At 72.4% G+C, this 17827-nt stretch carries 14 protein-coding genes and 2 pseudogenes; 10 read left to right on the forward strand and 6 right to left on the reverse strand.

Annotated features, from left to right (window positions below; all coding sequences use genetic code 11):
• Positions 1-433 precede the first annotated feature (433 nt).
• From P1P70_RS24070 to P1P70_RS24085, 4 genes and pseudogenes are all read left to right on the forward strand, one after another.
• Positions 434-1586, forward strand: a pseudogene (locus P1P70_RS24070) (FAD/NAD(P)-binding protein).
• A 63-nt stretch (positions 1587-1649) separates the two neighbouring features.
• Positions 1650-2610 (forward strand): annotated as a pseudogene (locus P1P70_RS24075) (LLM class flavin-dependent oxidoreductase).
• A 493-nt stretch (positions 2611-3103) separates the two neighbouring features.
• Positions 3104-4006, forward strand: a complete 903-nt coding sequence (locus P1P70_RS24080) for a S1 family peptidase (RefSeq protein WP_319241108.1) — start codon at positions 3104-3106, stop codon at positions 4004-4006.
• Between the two features lie 606 nt (positions 4007-4612).
• Positions 4613-5692: a S1 family peptidase gene (locus P1P70_RS24085; protein ID WP_319241110.1), complete on the forward strand. Its 1080-nt coding sequence runs from the start codon at positions 4613-4615 to the stop codon at positions 5690-5692.
• 7 nt (positions 5693-5699) lie between these two features.
• On the opposite strand, the gene P1P70_RS24090 is transcribed toward P1P70_RS24085, so the two are convergent.
• Entirely contained in the window at positions 5700-6740 is a 1041-nt protein-coding gene (locus P1P70_RS24090) for a DUF3533 domain-containing protein (protein WP_319241112.1), read from the reverse strand.
• Between the two features lie 211 nt (positions 6741-6951).
• Between P1P70_RS24090 and P1P70_RS24095 the strand changes: the two genes are divergently transcribed.
• Positions 6952-10473 (forward strand): DNA polymerase III subunit alpha, encoded by a 3522-nt coding sequence (locus P1P70_RS24095; RefSeq protein WP_319241114.1) that lies wholly within the window; start codon positions 6952-6954, stop codon positions 10471-10473.
• Entirely contained in the window at positions 10470-11438 is a 969-nt protein-coding gene (locus P1P70_RS24100; protein ID WP_319241116.1) for a DNA polymerase thumb domain-containing protein, read from the forward strand. Before P1P70_RS24095 ends, P1P70_RS24100 begins: the two co-directional genes overlap by 4 nt.
• A gap of 16 nt (positions 11439-11454) precedes the next feature.
• On the opposite strand, the gene P1P70_RS24105 is transcribed toward P1P70_RS24100, so the two are convergent.
• Positions 11455-11829, reverse strand: coding sequence for a cupin domain-containing protein (locus tag P1P70_RS24105; protein ID WP_319241118.1), 375 nt, complete (start codon positions 11827-11829; stop codon positions 11455-11457).
• 191 nt (positions 11830-12020) lie between these two features.
• On the opposite strand from P1P70_RS24105, the gene P1P70_RS24110 reads away from it, so the two are divergent.
• Complete coding sequence (locus P1P70_RS24110; protein WP_319241120.1) at positions 12021-12467, forward strand: MarR family winged helix-turn-helix transcriptional regulator; 447 nt, start codon at positions 12021-12023, stop codon at positions 12465-12467.
• A gap of 172 nt (positions 12468-12639) precedes the next feature.
• Positions 12640-13509, forward strand: coding sequence for an esterase/lipase family protein (locus tag P1P70_RS24115; RefSeq protein WP_319241122.1), 870 nt, complete (start codon positions 12640-12642; stop codon positions 13507-13509).
• Positions 13510-13573: 64 nt separating this feature from the next.
• Here the strand turns inward: P1P70_RS24115 and P1P70_RS24120 are convergent, their stop codons facing one another.
• Entirely contained in the window at positions 13574-14671 is a 1098-nt protein-coding gene (locus tag P1P70_RS24120; RefSeq protein WP_319241124.1) for a lytic polysaccharide monooxygenase, read from the reverse strand.
• Positions 14672-14960: 289 nt separating this feature from the next.
• Here P1P70_RS24120 and P1P70_RS24125 point away from each other — a divergent pair, with 289 nt between their 5' ends.
• Positions 14961-15728, forward strand: coding sequence for a dienelactone hydrolase family protein (locus tag P1P70_RS24125; RefSeq protein ID WP_319241126.1), 768 nt, complete (start codon positions 14961-14963; stop codon positions 15726-15728).
• Positions 15729-15873: 145 nt separating this feature from the next.
• On the opposite strand, the gene P1P70_RS24130 is transcribed toward P1P70_RS24125, so the two are convergent.
• Positions 15874-16008 carry a hypothetical protein gene (locus tag P1P70_RS24130; protein ID WP_086751667.1) on the reverse strand — a complete coding sequence of 45 codons (135 nt, stop codon included), beginning with the start codon at positions 16006-16008 and terminating at the stop codon, positions 15874-15876.
• Positions 16009-16145: 137 nt separating this feature from the next.
• Here P1P70_RS24130 and P1P70_RS24135 point away from each other — a divergent pair, with 137 nt between their 5' ends.
• Complete coding sequence (locus P1P70_RS24135; protein WP_319241128.1) at positions 16146-16805, forward strand: class I SAM-dependent methyltransferase; 660 nt, start codon at positions 16146-16148, stop codon at positions 16803-16805.
• Positions 16806-16857: 52 nt separating this feature from the next.
• Here the strand turns inward: P1P70_RS24135 and P1P70_RS24140 are convergent, their stop codons facing one another.
• On the reverse strand, positions 16858-17370 hold the full coding sequence (locus P1P70_RS24140; RefSeq protein ID WP_319241130.1) for a DUF402 domain-containing protein: 513 nt from the start codon (positions 17368-17370) through the stop codon (positions 16858-16860).
• On the reverse strand, positions 17351-17827 hold a 477-nt coding region (locus tag P1P70_RS24145; RefSeq protein WP_413471534.1), incomplete at its 5' end, for a GNAT family N-acetyltransferase. The genes P1P70_RS24145 and P1P70_RS24140, both read right to left, overlap by 20 nt.

Genomic DNA, 17827 nt, shown 5'->3' on the forward strand with positions numbered 1-17827 from the left:
GGAACGGGGGAACGCGAGGGGAGGGGTTTGGCGCTGCTCGCCTAGGAGTGCGCATAAGGCCGCTTTACTCGATCGTGTGATGGTCGGCTTCCTGGCTTGCGGCGCCCTTGGCCGTCCGGGTTGACGTGCTCGCGCGATCTGGGACACCGGATATGGCGTCGGCGTGCGGGGCGGGGCCCCCGCTCCACCGGAGAGATGGTTCGGGGCCTCCCCGTCGCCACTGGTCGTACCCACCTGGCCAGGTCGCACAGGGAACCGACCTCCCGGGATCGGACCACGCACAGGATGCGTGTCGCTGCCTCGGGGTCGAGTACGCCGGGGACCTGGGGGCACCTCCCACGCCCTTTAAGGCAGTGGGGGAGCGCTCAAGACCGTTCGGGGCGTGCGGCTGAGTCAGGCTCACTCCTGCTCAGTCTTCAGGAACGGTGCGTGTGTGAAGGCCGCGGGAAATGCGAACGGCGCCCCTCGGGATCGGGGCGCGCGGTGGGATCGGCTCAGCTCAACAGGAGGAGGACGCGCGGGCTTCGACATCCGTCTCGTCGATCCCCATCCGCCGGGCGCCGGGCGCATCTGGCGGGCGGAGCAGTCACCGTTGCTGTGGATGAACTCGCAGGCCGAGGACGTCACCATGTTCACCGACGAGACGGTGAGCATGGACGGGCCCGTACGGGAGGGGCCCACCCTGTACGAGTGGGCGGGCCTCGACGGGCGGGCCTTCGCGGACCGGCGGACCCAGGGCGCGTATCTGCGCTGGATGCACGAGAACGCCGTGGCCGGCCTGCCCGAGGGCGTCACCGTCCACCACCATCCACGCGGCGGCGGACGCGGGGGAGCGGGCGGCGCTGGTGGCCTCGGCGGTGCCGGCCCCGGCCGACCGGCTGGACCTGGCCGCGCTGGACCGCCAGCTGGAGGGGGTGCGGTTCGGATCGTACGAGGAGTTGCAGGACGGTCTGCGCGGCTATGCCGAGGCCGATCTGGCGCGCAGTCATGATCGCTCGTTCAGTGCGGACCTGGGGGTCTTCTTCGGACTGCTCTCCGTCTACGGGCAGTTGATCCGGCTCGGTGACGTCGGGTCCTGGTGGCACGGGTTCTTCACCTACCTCGCCTCCGGGCCGCCCGGGCCGCCCGGGCTGCGGCTGCGGCAGATGCTCGCGCTGTCGTGGGCCGGCGTCCTGAACTTCGTCGGGGCGGACATGGCCGTGACCACCGGGGACGGGGCGTTCCGGGCGTCCGGTGCCACCGTGCCCGGGAGGTCGGTCGAGGCGAGGGCGCTGGTCGAGGGACGGCTGCCGGAGCCGACGGTCGCGCGGGTGCGGGACGGGTTGCTGCGCGAGCTGTACGAGGACGGGGGTGTCGTCGAGACGGCGGAGGGGCTGGTCGCCGTCGACCCCGGGGACGGGCGCGTCCTGGACCGGGCCGGGCGCCCGCACCCCAGACGCTTCGCCCTCGGCCCCTGCACGAACAGCCGTACGCCGGGAGCGTTCACCCGGCCGCGTACGGGCGGGCCGGCCTTCCGTCAGAACGACGCGACGGCCCGGGCCGTACTCGCGTTCCTGCGCGACCTCGGGCACCGCGCGGCGGCGTGAGGTCGAGCCGAGGTGGTTTCTGTACGTGGTCCTGTGGGCCGGAGTGGAGAGAGGCCGGTCGGGATGGGGTCGTCGTACGGTCGGGGGCGGTTGCACCTGGCCGTAGCCATTGATCAGCGGGCGGAGGACGACGCGGAGGCGTTCGTCGAGCTCGGCCGGCTCGCGGAGCGCGGGGCGCTGGATTTCGTGACGGTCGGGGACGCCTCCGCGCGGCCTGGCCCGGACGCGTTCGCGGTGTCGGCCCGGGTGGCGCCGGAGACGGGCCGGGTCGGGTCGGGCTGGTGCCGGTGGTGACGGGGACGCCCGCCGAGCCGTGCCGGGTGCGGGCGGCCGTGGCGACGCTCGACCGGGTCAGCCGAGGGCGGGCCGGGTGGTGGATCGAGGCGCCGGGCACGGCGGAGGAGACGGGGCCGGTGAAGGCGCGTCATGTCGGCTTCGGGGGTGGCGCGGATGTCGAGGATGCCGGGCTCCCGGCCCGGAGGGCTTCGACGGGGGCCCGGCCGTCGCAGGGACATCCCGTGCGGGTCGTCGACGTGACCGAGGGGGAGAGCCGTGGGGCCGCCGCCCGGTACGCGGACGTGGCACTCCTGCGGGTCGCCGACCCGGCCCACGCCGACGCCGTACGGACCGAGCTGCGGGACGGGGCGGCCGTGGTCGGACGCGACCCCGACGAGCTGCGGGTGCTGGTGAGTCTGCGCGTGGACCTCGGCGGTGGGGAACACGCGGCCGAGCCGGGCCACGGCGGGGGAGGGCCGCGACGGACCACGGACGGCCCCCTTACCGGGGCGGACCCGTCGCCCTCGCCGAGCTGATCGCCGACTGGCACCGGGCCGGGGCCACGGACGGCTTCCATCTCGTCCCCGTCGAGCCGCGCCGTGACCTGGAGCGACTCGTCAACGGGACGGTGGCGCTGCTCCAGCACCGTGGGCTGTTCCGCACCTTCTACCCGGGCAGCACGCTCCGCGAGCACCTGGGCCTCGCCCTGCCCGCCCACCGGCACGTCGTGACCGAGGGAGCGTCATGACGCGCCGCCGGACGTGGGCGCCTTGCCAAGTGCGGCCGTACTCAAGGCCGTCCACGACCCCGGGCGGCGGAGTCGAACGGCTGAACGGCCCAACGCAGTGCTTCCGGACACCCCCGGGCGGTGGACCCGGGTACTCCGACCGGGCGCCTCGGGCGGTGGCCTCCACCCCGGCCGACGATAGTGGTGATCGACGCTTCCGGGCCCTGCGGCCTGCTCCGACGACCCGTCGGCCGATCCCTCCGGGAGCCGACAAGGATGCACACAGAACCCGCACATATGGCCTGGTGGGATCAATTGGCATGGAGGGCGCGCCGGTTGGGTTCCGAGAGGCCGAAAGGCACCCTTGCGTGGGTCGGCGGTACGGCCGAATACTTCCCCCCAGCGCCTTGTCAGGGGCACGGCGTGTCCGGAATCCGGACCGATGTCCCTGATCTGCGCCTCACGGGCCCCGACCCCACGCGGGCCCCCGACTTCCCTTTGGAGGGAACGAACAGTGAGGATCAAGCGCACCACCCCCCGCAGCGGCATAGCGAGACGGACCCGGCTGATCGCCGTGACCGCCGGACTCGCGGCCGCGGCCGCCGTCACGGTCCCCACCGCCAACGCGGCAGGCACCCAGACGTTCAGTGCCTCCGAGCTCAAGAGCGCCAGCTCATCGGTGCTCAAGGCCGATGTCCCGGGCACCGCCTGGGCGATCGACCCGGCGACGGACAAGGTCGTCGTCACCATCGACAGCACCGTCTCCCAGGGTGAGCTCGCGAAGATCAAGGAGGCGGCGGGCGAGAACGCCGACGCCCTGACGATCAAGCGGACCCCGGGCAAGTTCAACAAGCTGATCAAGGGCGGCGACGCCATCTATGCGAGTAGCTGGCGCTGCTCCCTGGGCTTCAACGTCCGCAGCGGGAGCACCTACTACTTCCTGACCGCCGGTCACTGCACCGACGGCGCCGGCACCTGGTACTCCAACTCCGGCCGGACCACGGTCCTCGGCCCGACCACCGGGTCGAGCTTCCCGACCAACGACTACGGCATCGTGCGCTACAGCAACACGTCCATCGTCAAGGACGGCACCGCGGGCAACGTGAACATCACCAGCGCGGCCACCCCGAGCGTGGGCACCAACGTCATCCGCACCGGCTCCACCACCGGTACCCGTACCGGACGCGTGACCGCTCTCAACGCGACCGTGAACTACGGTGGCGGCGACGTCGTCTACGGCATGATCCAGACCACGGTCTGTGCCGAGCCAGGCGACTCCGGCGGCCCGCTCTACGGCAGCAACGGCGTGGCGTACGGTCTGACCTCCGGCGGCAGCGGCAACTGCAGCTCCGGCGGTACGACCTTCTTCCAGCCGGTCACCGAGGCCCTGAGCGCGTACGGCGTCTCGGTCTACTAGGCCGACGATCGGCAGTTCCCCAGGCTGAACGGGAGCCGGCGCATTTCCCCCCGGCGCCGGTTCCCCACTCAGTCGCAGCAGGACGGAGACGGGCAGGTCCACGGCCCGGCGGCGAGCGAGCCCCCGCACACCATGTGTGCGGGGGCTCGTCGTTGTTCCGGTGGCGTGCGGGACGCCTCGCGAGGACTGTCCGGTGGGGCGGTCGCGGGCCGGTGGGGCTTCCGGCGCGGTCTCCGCGCCCCTGCAAAGCAGCGGCTTCGCCCCGAGCCCGCTCGTGAAGTGCCGCTCCGCGGCAGATGCTTTTCAGCCAGGACTAGACCTCACCCGTTGTCGACGAGGTCGTTGCTTCGCGTGTTTGCAGTGCGAATTACTGTGACCGTCAGGTGGGGCGTTACCGGACGGTAATGACATACGGGGCGTGCGCCCTCGGTGTGCGCTCGGCCTGAAGTCGACCTTGTGTGCTCCCTGTGCGCCTAGGAATAGTTGTCGCCGCACAGTTGGCATGGACGCGGCGTTTTTACCGTCTGTCGCCTCCTTGCCCGTACGCCTTCCGGCCGAGCGGGGCCCCACACCCCCCTCGGTCAACCCCCCACAGGAGGACGCAAGTTGAAGCACCGACGCATATCCAGGCGCCGTGTCGTCGTGACGGGTGCGGGTATCGCCGCACTGGTCGCCGCGGGAGTGACCTTCCAGACTGCGAACGCGAGTGAGACCGCGCCGACCCCCGAGCTGAAAGCGCTCTCCATCACGGCGGCCGGAAAGCTCGCCCTGACCCTCGACGCGGACCTCGGCGCCGACGCGGCCGGCACGTACTACGACGCGGAGAGCAAGCTCCTCGTCGTCAACGTGCTCGACGAGGCAGCCGCCGAGACCGTCGAGGCGGCCGGCGCCAAGGCCCGTATCGTGGAGAACTCCCTCGCCGAGCTGAAGAGCGCCCGGACGACCCTCAAGACGGACGCCACCATCCCCGGTACCGCCTGGGCCACCGACCCGACCACCAACAAGGTCGTCGTCACCGCGGACCGCACCGTCTCCAAGGCCGAACTGGCGAGACTCACCAAGGTCGTGGACGGCCTCGGCGCCAAGGCCGAACTCAAGCGCACCAAGGGCGAGTACAAGCCCTTCGTCGCGGGTGGCGACGCCATCACCGGCGGCAGCGGCCGCTGCTCCCTCGGCTTCAACGTGGTCAAGGGCGGCGAGCCGTTCTTCCTGACGGCCGGTCACTGCACCGAGGGCATCTCCACGTGGTCGGCCGGCGGCCAGGTCATCGGCGAGAACGCCGACTCCAGCTTCCCCGGCGACGACTACGGCCTGGTGAAGTACACCGCCGACGTCGACCACCCCAGCGAGGTCAACCTCTACAACGGCTCCACGCAGGCCATCTCCGGGGCCGCCGAGGCGACCGTGGGCATGAAGGTCACCCGCAGCGGCTCGACCACCCAGGTCCACAGCGGCACGGTCACCGGCCTCGACGCCACCGTGAACTACGGCAACGGCGACATCGTCAACGGCCTCGTCCAGACCGACGTCTGCGCCGAGCCCGGCGACAGCGGCGGCTCGCTCTTCTCGGGCGACAAGGCCATCGGCCTCACCTCCGGCGGCAGCGGCGACTGCACCTCGGGCGGCGAGACGTTCTTCCAGCCCGTCACCGAGGCGCTGTCGGCGACCGGCACACAGATCGGCTGACAGCGGATCAGCCGACCGGCCGATCCGTCGGCTTCTTCCTCAGGGCCGCCATCACCACGGTGATGGCGGCCCCTGCCACTGCCCAGGCGGAGAGCACCAGCAGCGGGCCGGTGATGGCGTTGCCCTCGAAGTACGCGATCGAGCGGGCCACCCAGACACCCGCTCCCGGTGGCAGTGCCGGGCCGATCGCCGCCCAGAACGGCGGGAGCAGCGGTGGCGGCAGCGCGCCGCCCGCGCTCGGGTTTCCCGCGACCACCACCAGCAGGACGGCCACGCCGATGCCGGCGATCCCGAAGACGCACTGGAGCGCCAGCGTGGCCGCGCCCACCGCGAAGACGACCAGCGCCCCCAGTCCCCACAGCGCCGCCACGCTGCCCGGCAGGGCGCCCAGGACGGGGCCGGCGATGACCGCGCCGCCGAGTCCGCCGAGGACCGAGAACAGCGCGAGGGCGCCGAGGCGGATGACCCCGCGCCGGATGTTGGTGGGCCGTGCCCCCGCGCTCATCGCCAGCGCCGACGCGCACAGATAACCGCCCACGCACCAGCCGACGACCAGATAGAAGGACGTGAGCCCGTTGGCGTCCCCGATGTCGGCCGGGGCCACGTCCACCGTCCGCACCGTGCGGCCCTCGGACCGCTCCAACGCGGTGGCCAGGGTGGCCAGCGCGTTGGCCAGGGTGCGTCCGCCGCCGGAGGCGACCAGCAGGGTGTCGGTGGTGCCGGCCGGGTCGATCAGCAGGGCGCCGTCGATCTCCCGGTCCAGGATCTGCTCGCGCGCCGCCGAGCGGTCCGTCACCGTCCGCGGGTCCAGCGGCTCGCCCGGCAGGCCCTCCAGCCGGGTCACCGCCTGCTCGGCCGCCGCTCGTGGCGCGACCACCCCGAACGGCACGTCCCTGAGCTTCGGGTGGTGCAGCGCCCCCACGTACGAGGCGATGAAGAGCAGCTGCAGGGCGAGCACCCCGACGACGAGCAGGACGGCCCGCGGGGTGACCCCGTCCTTGAGCTCGTCGAGGAAGGATCCGTGGGCGGGCCCGGCCGTCTGTGTCATGTCCCCACGGTCGGAGTCGGGTGGCGTTTGCGCAGGTGGGGCGGGGCCGAATGGTTGTCGTACAGAAGTTCGAAAAGTGGTCTATGGTGGAGGCGAGGAGGCTGTGAACTGATGTTCGAGCCGAGTGGCTGATCGAGTGGTCGATCGACTGGCCGATCGAGTGGCTGGGCGAGTGGCTGGGCGACTGGTGGATCGAGTGCGGGAGGTGCGTGTGCCGGGGTTCACGCATCTGCACACCGTCTCCGGGTTCTCCCTGCGGTACGGGGCCTCGCACCCGGAGCGGCTGGCCGAGCGCGCCTCCGAGCGAGGCATGGACGCCCTCGCGCTCACCGACCGGGACACCCTCGCGGGCGCCGTCCGGTTCGCCAAGGCCTGCGCCGAGGCCGGGGTCCGTCCGCTGTTCGGGGTGGAGCTGGCGGTGGGGGCGCCCGCACCTTCCGGACGGCAGGTGCGGCGGCGGGCCCCCGTGCGCGGCGGCGCCTTCCTCGATGAGTCGACACCCCGGGTGACGTTCCTGGCCCGGGAGGGCGCCAAGGGCTGGGCCGAGCTGTGCAGAATCGTTTCGGCGGCGCATGCGGACGGCGGCCCGGAGAGGAGCGGGAGCGAGGTGCCGCCGCTGCTGCCCTGGTCGGAGTGTGGCGCCGAGGGCCTCACCGTGCTTCTCGGTCCCGCCTCCGACGTGGGGCGCGCGCTGGCCGCGGGGCGCCCGGACCGCGCGGCGAAGCTCCTGCTGCCCTGGCGGGAGACGTACGGCGACGCCCTGCGCCTCGAAGCGGTGTGGCACGGGCGCGAGGGCACCGGCCCCGGTTCGCTGCGGCTGGCCGCCCGGACCGTCGGCTTCGCCGCCGAGCAGCGGGTACGGCCCGTGCTCAGCAACGCCGTCCGGTACGCCGACCCCGGCATGGGCCCGGTCGCCGACGTCCTGGACGCGGCCCGGCGGCTCGTCCCCGTCGACCCCCGGGGGGAGCTGGACTCCGGCGAGGCCTGGCTCAAGGGTGCGGACGCCATGCTGGGCGTCGCCGAGCGGGTCGTCGAGGCCGCCGGGTACCGCCGCGACACCGCGTACCGGCTGCTGGAGCAGACCCGGGCCACCGCCGCCGAGTGCCTGGTCGACCCGGAGGACGACCTCGGCCTCGGCACCGTCCACTTCCCCGAGCCGCGTCTCGTCGGCGCGGGCCGCCGCACCGCCCAGCGGGTACTGGCCTCGCGGGCGGCCGCGGGGATGGTGCGGCACGGCTACGACACCCGGCGCGCGTACTGGGAGCGGATGCACCGGGAGCTGGACGTGATCGCCCACCACGGCTTCGCCTCCTATTTCCTGACGGTCGCTCAAGTCGTCGACGACGTACGCAAGATGGGGATCCGGGTCGCCGCGCGCGGCTCCGGCGCCGGGTCCCTGGTGAACCACCTCCTGGACATCGCGCACGCCGATCCCGTCGAGCACGGGCTGCTGATGGAGCGGTTCCTGTCCAAACGGCGGGTCGCGCTGCCCGACATCGACATCGACGTGGAGTCCGCGCGCCGGCTGGAGGTCTACCGCGCGATCATCGACCGCTTCGGCACCGAGCGGGTCGCGACCGTCGCGATGCCGGAGACGTACCGCGTCCGCCACGCCGTCCGGGACGTGGGCGCCGCCCTCTCCCTGGACCCCGCCGACATCGACCGGATCGCCAAGTCCTTCCCGCACATCAGAGCCCGCGACGCGCGCGCGGCGCTCGAAGAGCTGCCCGAACTCAGGAAGCTGGCGGGGGAGAAGGAGAGGTACGGCCGGCTGTGGGAGCTGGTCGAGGCGCTGGACGCGCTCCCGCGCGGGGTCGCCATGCATCCGTGCGGGGTGCTCCTCTCCGACGCGTCCCTGCTGCGCCGTACGCCGGTGATGCCGACCAGCGGCGAGGGGCTGCCCATGTCCCAGTTCGACAAGGACGACGTCGAGGACCTCGGGCTGCTCAAGCTCGACGTGCTGGGGGTGCGGATGCAGTCGGCGATGGCGCACGCGGTGGCGGAGGTGGCGCGGGCGACGGGGGAGCGGGTCGACCTGGACGCGCTCGACTTCGAACGGGGCGCGGGCGACCCGGCGACGTACGAACTCATCCGCTCCACCGAGACGCTGGGCTGCTTCCAGATCGAGTCGCCGGGGCAGCGGGACCTGGTGGGGCGGCTCCAGCCGGCCACCTTCCACGACCTCGTGGTGGACATCTCGCTGTTCCGGCCGGGGCCGGTCGCCGCCGACATGGTGCGGCCGTTCATCGCGGCCCGGCACGGACGGGCGCCGGCCCGCTACCCGCACGAGGACCTGGCGGAGCCGCTGCGGGAGACGTACGGCGTGGTCGTCTTCCACGAGCAGGTCATCGACATCGTGCACCTCATGACCGGCTGCGGCCGGGACGAGGCCGACCGGGTGCGGCGCGGGCTGTCCGACCCCGAGTCGCAGGGGCGGATCCGGGTCTGGTTCGCGCAGCACGCCGCCGCGAAGGGGTACGACGCCGAGACGATCGCCCGGACCTGGGAGATCGTCGAGGCCTTCGGGTCGTACGGCTTCTGCAAGGCGCACGCGGTGGCCTTCGCGGTGCCGACGTACCAGTCGGCGTGGCTGAAGGCCCATCATCCGGCGGCCTTCTACGCAGGGCTGCTCACGCACGATCCCGGCATGTACCCGAAGCGGCTGCTGTTGGCGGACGCGCGGCGGCGCGGGGTGCCGATCCTGTCGGTGGACGTGAACCGGTCCGCGGTCGCCCACCGTATCGAACTGGTGTCTGAATCAAGGGGGTCGGGGGAGGAGAAGGCCTGGGGGATCCGGCTCGCGCTCTCCGATGTGCACGGCATCAGTGAGGCCGAGGCGGCGCGGATCGCGGACGGGCAGCCGTACGCCTCGCTGCTGGACTTCTGGGAACGGGCGCGGCCGAGCAGGCCGCTCGCCCAAAGGCTCGCCCAGATCGGCGCGTTGGACGCGTTCGGCGCCAACCGGCGTGATCTGCAACTGCACCTGACCGAACTGCACCGGGGCGCTCGGGGCGCGGGCGGCGGCCAACTCCCGCTGTCCGGGGGCCGGCAGACCGCCTCGGCCGGTCTGCCGGACCTGTCCTCCGCCGAACGGCTCAGCGCCGAGCTGGGCGTACTGTCGATGGATGTCTCGCGCAATCTGATGGACGACCACCGGGCCTTCCTCGACGAGCTGGGCGTGGTGTCGGCGCGGCGGCTGCGCGCGGCGCGGCACGGCGAGACGGTGCTGGTCGCGGGGGCCAAGGCGGCCACCCAGACCCCGCCCATCCGCTCCGGCAAGCGGGTCGTCTTCACCACCCTCGACGACGGCACCGGCCTGGTCGACCTCGCCTTCTTCGACGACTCCCACGACGCCTGTGCCCACACCGTCTTCCACTCCTGGCTGCTGCTGGTGCGCGGAGTGGTGCAGCGGCGCGGACCGCGCAGCCTCAGCGTGGTGGGCGCGGCCGCCTGGAACCTCGCCGAACTGGTGGAGCTGCGGCGCGAGGGCGGCCTCGACGCGGTGGCACCGCGGCTGGCGGAGCCGGAACCCATGGACACCGGGGACAGCGGGAACGGCGGTGCGCCCGAGGGTGGCGGCGGGCGGCGCGGCGACACCGGGCGGCGGATCCGGATGCCCACCCGATACGAGATGCATCCATGGGCCGATCTGCGGCCCGCGGGCGAAGAGCCCTCACAAGGTCCTTCTCAGATACGGAAGTTGTGGCACCAGAGCCCAGGGAGTGCGGGATGACCATCCTCTGCGTACGTTTCCAGCTGCCGTCCGGGTACGAAGCCGCCCTGCCCGGTCTCCTCGGTCTGGTCGAGGACTTCACCCCGGTCGTGGAGGCGCTGCCGCCGGACGGCGCGCTGGCCGATCTCCGGGGCGCCGAACGGTACTTCGGCCGGGACACCGAGGAACTGGCCCGGCTGATCAGGGTCCGCGCCCTCGCGCTGTACGGCGTCGACTGCGTGATCGGCGCCGGGCCCGGACCGCTCACGGCGCGGCTGGCGCTGGGTGCGGCGGCACCCGGATCGCCCTGCGCGGTGCCCGAAGACCTCGTCGTGGACTTCCTCGCCGAACTGCCCGTCGGCGCGCTGCCCGGCGTCGGCACCGCGACCGCCCGCACCCTGCGGGAGTACGGCCTCGAAACCCTCGGCGGGGTCGCCTGCGCACCCCTGTCCACACTGCAGCGTCTGGTCGGTGCGCGGACCGGCCGTGACCTGTACGAGAAGGCCAACGGCGTCGACCGGGGGCGGGTGGTGCCGAACGCCGTCGCCAGCTCACTCGCCACCGAACAGACCTTCCCGTACGACGAGTTGAACCCGGACCGGCACCGCCGCGCCCTGCTCGCCGGCGCCGGGGAGCTGGGCTCCCGGCTGCGCGCCCTGGAGAAGGTCTGCCGCACCCTGACCCTCACCGTCCGCTACGCCGACCGGTCCTCGACGACCCGCACCCGCACGCTCAAGGAGCCGACCGCGCACTCCCCGGCGCTGACCGCGACCGCCTACGCCCTGTACGACGCCCTCGGCCTCCAGCGCGCCCGCGTCCGCGCGGTCGCCCTGCGCGCCGAGGGGCTCACCCCCGCCGACCAGGCCTCGCACCAGCTCGCCTTCGACCCCGTCGACGAGAAGGTCCGCCGTATCGAGGAGGTCGCCGACCTGGCCCGCGCCAAGTTCGGCCCGCACGCGGTGATGCCGGGGACGCTGGCCGCGTGACACCCCGGGCGGGCGATCAGTTGGCCCACGGCGGCGCGATCCGCGTGCCGTCGGCCAGCTCCGCCTCCAGGCCGACGGAGGTGGTGACCCAGGACGTGGCGACCTCGGTCGTCGGGTTCTCCACGGTGACGGTCGTGCCGGCGTTGATGATCACCGTGTCGCCCGCCGTGACGCGGTGGGTGTGATCGTCGAGGGTGATCAGCAGTTCCCCGCCGAGGAGGTGGAAGATCTCCTCCCGGTTGACGGTGTGCGCGGGCGCCCTGGTCCCGGCGGGTATCTCGCCCCGCCAGGCGGCCAGTTCCCTGCTGCCGGTGAGCGGAGTGGCGTACGAGACGAAACGGGCGCCGTGGATCTCGTGGACGACGGCTTCGGACGAACGGACGACAGGCATACGGGCCTCCTGGGGTCTCGGGGTGCCTTCGGGAAGTCCTCGGAAGTCGAAGTCTTCGGAGATTCGGAGTTCTTCGAATCCGGAAGTCTTCGGGTCCTCGGAAGTCTTCGGACGAAATGGTCAAGGAGCTTGACTACTTTCCTTATGGTCAAGCTGCTTGACCGATTCGTCAAGGGTGTTTCAATGCAGGCGTGCAGAACTCCGAAGCCCTGGCCCTGTCCGCCGCCCTGCTCGCCGCCGCCGGTGAGTTGACGCGCCGTATCGACGAAGGGGTCGCCGCCCGCGGCTTCGAGGGGCGGCCCTCGTACGGGTTCGCGTTCGCCCGGCTCGCTCCGGACGGTGCGACGGTCACCGATCTCGCCGCCCATCTCGGGGTGACCAAGCAGGCGGCCAGTCAGCTGGCCGACGAACTCGTGCGCAAGGGCTATGTGGAGCGCCGGCCGCATCCGAGGGACGCCCGCGCCCGGCTGGTCGTGCTGACCGAACGCGGCTGGGCCTGCACGCGGGCGGCGGAGGAGGCGGCGGCCGAGGTGGTCGCGGCGTGGGCCGAGACGCTCGGCGGAGCGGGTGAGGTGCGGGCGTTGCGCGACCGATTGCTGCGTATCGCGCCCTACGGTCCCATCAAGCCCGCCTGGTGACGGTTCGACGTCACGTGTCAGTGGTCCCGATCATCACTTGAAGTTTTTACTGACGCGTAACTTCCCCCTTTTCCTACTCGCCCGTAACTTGGCGAGAAGAACAGCATCCTCGTGATCCGGATCACAGGGCGAACGTCGTCGCACGTCCCTTGAGCCGCAAGGAGATCACCCGATGCTGCCCTGGAAGCGCCTGATCAGACCGTTGGCCGCCCTGTGCCTGGCCGCCGCGGCGACCCTCGTGCCCGTCACCGCCGCTCAGGCCGCCGACTCGGCCGCGGCGCCGAGCCGTGGCTGGAACGACTACTCCTGCACACCCTCCAGCGCCCACCCCCGCCCGGTCGTCCTCGTCCACGGGACGTTCGCGAACTCCGTCGACAACTGGCTGGGCCTCGCGCCGTACCTGGTGAACCGCGGCTACTGCGTCTACTCCCTCGACTACGGCCAACTCCCCGGCGTCGCCTTCTTCAACGGCCTGGGTCCCATCGAGAAGTCGGCGGAGCAGCTCGACGCCTTCGTCGACCGGGTGCTCGCCGCGACCGGCGCCGCCGAGGCCGACCTCGTCGGCCACTCGCAGGGCGGCATGATGCCCCGCTACTACCTCAAGTTCCTCGGCGGGGCCGCCGAGGTGAACGCGCTCGTCGGCATCGCGCCCTCCAACCACGGCACCACCCTGAACGGCCTCACCCAGCTCCTCGACCATTTCCCCGGCGCCGGCGACCTGCTCTCCACCGCCACCCCGGCCCTCGCCGACCAGGTGGTCGGGTCCCCCTTCCTGACCAAGCTCAACGCGGGCGGCGACACCGTCCCCGGCGTCACCTACACGGTCCTCGCCACCAAGTACGACGAGGTGGTCACGCCGTACCGGTCCCAGTTCCTCGACGGGCCGAACGTACGCAACATCGTCATCCAGGACCTCTGCGCGCTCGACCTCTCCGAGCACGCGGCCATCGGGCTCCTCGACCGCATCGCGTTCCACGAGGTCGTCAACGCCCTCGACCCGGCCCACGCCACCCCGACGACCTGCCTGTCGGTCGTCGGCTGACACGTGCCGGTACGTTCCGCCGGGGCCTGTCCGGCCTGAGCCGCCCGACAGGCCCCGGAAGTCGTCATCGGCCGTGCCGGCCACCGGTCGTCGCGCGGCGGCGGGCCGCGGCGAAGAGGAGGGAGGAACCGAGCGCCAGGACGGCCGCGCCGCCGAGGGCCAGATACGGGGTCAGACCGTCGCCGCCGGTGTCGGCGAGGCCGTCCTCGCCGCCGGCGGGTTCCGCGAGGCCGCCCGAACCGGTCCCCACCACCGACTTTCCCGCCGTCGTCGACTTCGCGGTCGGCGACGCGTCGTCGGAGGCGGCCCCCGCGGACCCCTGGGCCGACGCCCGCGCCGTCGCCGATGCCTTCGGCGTCGGGTCCGTCGTCGCGCTCGCGTCGTTGTCGCCGTGGCCGCCGTGCTCGACGGTCGACTGGTCGGCGCCCCGCTCGATCTGTTCCTCGGAGGGCGCCGAGGCGCTGTCCCCGCCCGAACCGCCGCCGAAGGAGACGTCCGAGCAGGAGTAGAACGCCTCCGGGCTGTCCGAGCGCTGCCAGACCGTGTACAGCAGATGCCTGCCGGAGCGCTGCGGGAGGGTGCCCGAGAACCTGTGGAAGCCGCCCGACGCGGCCGGGTCGGTGGCGGTCGCCACCGGGTTCGCCAGGTCGAGGTCGTCCCAGGCGAGCGGCCGGGACGGGTCGTAGCCGCTCCTGGTGACGTACACCTTGAACGTCCCCCTGTGCGGGGCCGTCACCCGGTACGCGAAGGCGTACGACCCGGCGCGCACGCTCGTCGCCCGCCAGTCGGCACGGGCCAGGTCGAGGCCCTTGAACGCCTCGTCGCCCGCACCGCACAGCTCGCCGTCCGGGATCAGCTCCCGATGGCGGCCGGCCGCGTCGCCGATCCGTACGCCGTTCCAGTCGTAGAGCGCCTGGGTGCCGCCGGCCGCGACCGCCGCCCGGCAGGCCGCCGACCTCGGGCTCTCGGGGCCCTCCGCGTAGCACTGCGCCACCCGGCTCACCGGGTCGCCCAGTGACCCGTGCGCCACGGCCGGTCCTGCGGCGAACACGGTCAGGGCGAGCGGGACGGCGCCGACCGCCCCCAGCGCGCCGACCTTCCCCAGCGCACCGACGACACGTGCGGTGGCGGACACGGTGGCCTCGCGGCGGGCAGCGGGCATGGCGGCGCACTCCTCGAAACGGTCCTGAACGGCTCCCGGGTGGTCCCGGATGCCGGGGGCGATCAGCAAGCTAGCCCCAAGGAACCGCGGAATCGCCTGCTGAGGGCGGGTGCGGGGGGATCCTTATGGTGGCGTTAAGGATGGGCTAACCAAGGGCTCAGGAAGGGCTGTTGGAAGACTGCCGAAGATCCGTTTCTTACCTCGGTGCGTGACACTGGGCCCGTTCGTACCTGTCGTGGATTCGTACCCCGTCGTGGATTCGTACCCGCCGTAGAGAAGGGACCCGCACATGAGCGCCGTACGCGGAACATCCGTGGACATCGTCACCGAGGACGGCACCGTGGACGCCTACTTCGTCCACCCCGACGACGACGACGCGCATCCGGCGGTCCTCTTCTACATGGACGCGTTCGGGCTCCGGCCGCACCTGAGGGGGATGGCCGACCGGCTGGCCGGTGCCGGGTACACGGTCCTCGTGCCCAACGTCTTCCACCGGTCGGGGCGGACCCCGGTGTTCGACCTGCCCGAGTTCATCGACCCTGCCGCGCGCCCGGAGATATGGGACCAGATCCTGCCGGCCATGCTGGCGCTGACGCCGGACCTCGCGCTGCGGGACGCGGCGGCGTACCTGGGGTGGCTGGCCGACAGCCCGCGAGCCGCCGACGGGCCGGTGGGGATCACCGGGTACTGCATGGGTGCCCGGCTGGCCCTGCGCACGGCCGGTGCCTTCCCCGAACGGGTCGCCGCCGCGGCCGGTTTCCACGGGGGAGGCCTGGCGACCGACGCCCCGGACAGCCCGCACCTGACGGTGCCCCGGATCACCGGCGAGGTCTACTTCGGCCACGCCGACGACGACCCGTCCCTGCCCCCGGAGCAGATCGACCTGCTCGACAAGACGCTCACCGAGGCCGGCGTCCGCCACCGCACCGAGGTCTACGCGGGCGCCCCGCACGGCTACACCCAGGCCGACACCGCCGCGTACGACGCCGAGGCGACGGAACGCCACTGGACGGCCCTGCTGGACCTGCTGGACCGCACCCTGCGGTCAGGGGCCTGATCGGGGCCTTCGAGGCCAGGGGGTGGTACGCACGCCCCGACGCCCGCGGTCCGGGCGTCGGGGCTGCTGCGGGAGTCGATGGAATTGCTGGAGGTTGCTGGAGTCGGTGGACGCGCGTACGTGCTCGCGGCCGGCGCGCGAGGGCTCAGCCGTCCGGCCACCAGGTGCGCGCGATGTCCTTTCGCACTTCCCGGCGCTCGACGGGGCGTTCGTCGGCCTCGTCCCGCACCCGGCGGGACGTGGACTTCCTCAGGGGCTTCTGCACGGTCGTACGGCGCATGGCTGCCTCCTTGCGTCTACCGTGTTCCGCGTTTTCACGGAGGTAGACCTTTTCCGGGAGCGTTACTCATCGTTCGTGCTCTGTCAGTGGCGGCTGTCACCATCTGGACTGTCAGTGGCAGGTGTCACTCTGGCGGCATGACCAACATCGACGACGGCGAAACCTCCCCGGCTCCGCGAACACCGAAGAACCCGGCGGCAGATGAGCCTCCCAGGGCCGTCGACTGGGACGCGGAAGCCCCCGCTTTCGACGACGAACCCGATCATGGCCTGCGGGAACCCGCCGTCCGGGAGGCCTGGGCGGCCCGGCTGCGGGACTGGCTGCCGGGGCGCGCCTGCGACGTGCTGGACGTCGGCTGCGGCACCGGCAGCCTGTCACTCCTCGCGACCGAGCAGGGGCACCGGGTGACCGGGGTGGACTCCTCCCCGGCCATGGTCGCCCTGGCCCGCGCCAAGCTCGCCGGGCGTCCCGCCGTGTTCCTCGTCGGCGACGCGGCGGCCCCGCCCGTGGGCGAGGAGCGGTTCGACGTGGTCCTCGTCCGCCATGTGCTGTGGACCCTGCCCGACCCGGGCCGCGTGCTGCGCCACTGGCGCGGACTGCTGCGGCCCGGAGGCCGGCTCGTGCTGGTCGAGGGGGTGTGGGGCACGGTCAGCCCGGTCGGCATACCGGCCGAGCGGTTGTACGGGCTCCTGGCGCCCCTCGTGTCCGACGCGGAGCTGGTGCGGCTGGAGGACGACCCGCTGCTGTGGGGGAGGGAGGTCGAGGACGAGCGCTACGCGATCGTGGCCAGCCTCTGACCGCCACCGCCACCGCCACCGCTACCGGCTACGACGGCCGCACCGGTGCCGGCTAGGACAGCAGCGCCTCCAGGCCGCCCTCGGTGGTGGCGAGCGCCTCCAGCGTGTCGAGGGCGGCGACGGCGGCGGCCGCGGCCTCAGGGTCGCTCCGCGCGAGCCCGCTCTCCTCGAACTCGTCCTCGTCCAGCCGCAGTACGGTCCTGCCGTCGGCCGACCGCCACAGGTCCAGGTCGAGGTCCTCGACGACGACCTCGCCACCGGAGAACGTGGCGGGCCTGGTGATGTCGCAGTACCAGCCCTTCAGCCCGCCCCGGGCGTCCCGGACCTCCTTCACCGCGTACCACCGGTCACGCCAGTAGTACTCGGTGAACACGTCACCCGGCCCGAAGCGTACGAAGCCGAAGTCCCGTACGCCCTCGGTCGCCCAGGCGGCGTGGACCACGATGCGGATGCCGTCGTCGCTCAACAGCCGTGCGGGGTAACGGATCTTCGTACGGCCCGCCTTGAGCAGGACGACGTCCACCCCGCTCCCCTCCTCCCGGGGCTCAGCCGAGTTCACGGACATACCGCACCTCCGTCGCGCACACCTCGTACCCGAACCACTTGTTGACCGCGAGCATCGGCCCGTTGCCGGCGTCGTTGCCCGTGAACGCCTCCGCGTAGCCGGCGGCGCGGGCGCGGTGCAGGGAGTCGTTCTTGGCGAGCTTGGCGAGGCCCCGGCCGCGGAAGGCACGGGCCGTGCCCGTCATCGCGGTGAAGTAGCGGTCCCGGCCGTCCGTGTGGACCGCGGTGAACGCGGCGGGCGTGCCGTCCATGACGACCACCGTGCTCAGGGCGTGGTCCAGCAGGGGGTGGCGGTAGGTCTCGGCGAGCCAGCGCTCGTAGTCGTCGAACTCCGCGTCGAGGTCGCCGGGCTCGTCCTCCGTGGTCTCCGCGTCCAGGTCGAACAGGGGGCGCGGGTCGCCGGCGAAGTCGGCGGCCGTACGCAGTTCCACGCCCTGGGGCGGGGAACTGCGTACGGC

Source organism: Streptomyces sp. MB09-02B (assembly GCF_033794485.1).
In the GTDB taxonomy this organism is placed as follows: domain Bacteria; phylum Actinomycetota; class Actinomycetes; order Streptomycetales; family Streptomycetaceae; genus Streptomyces.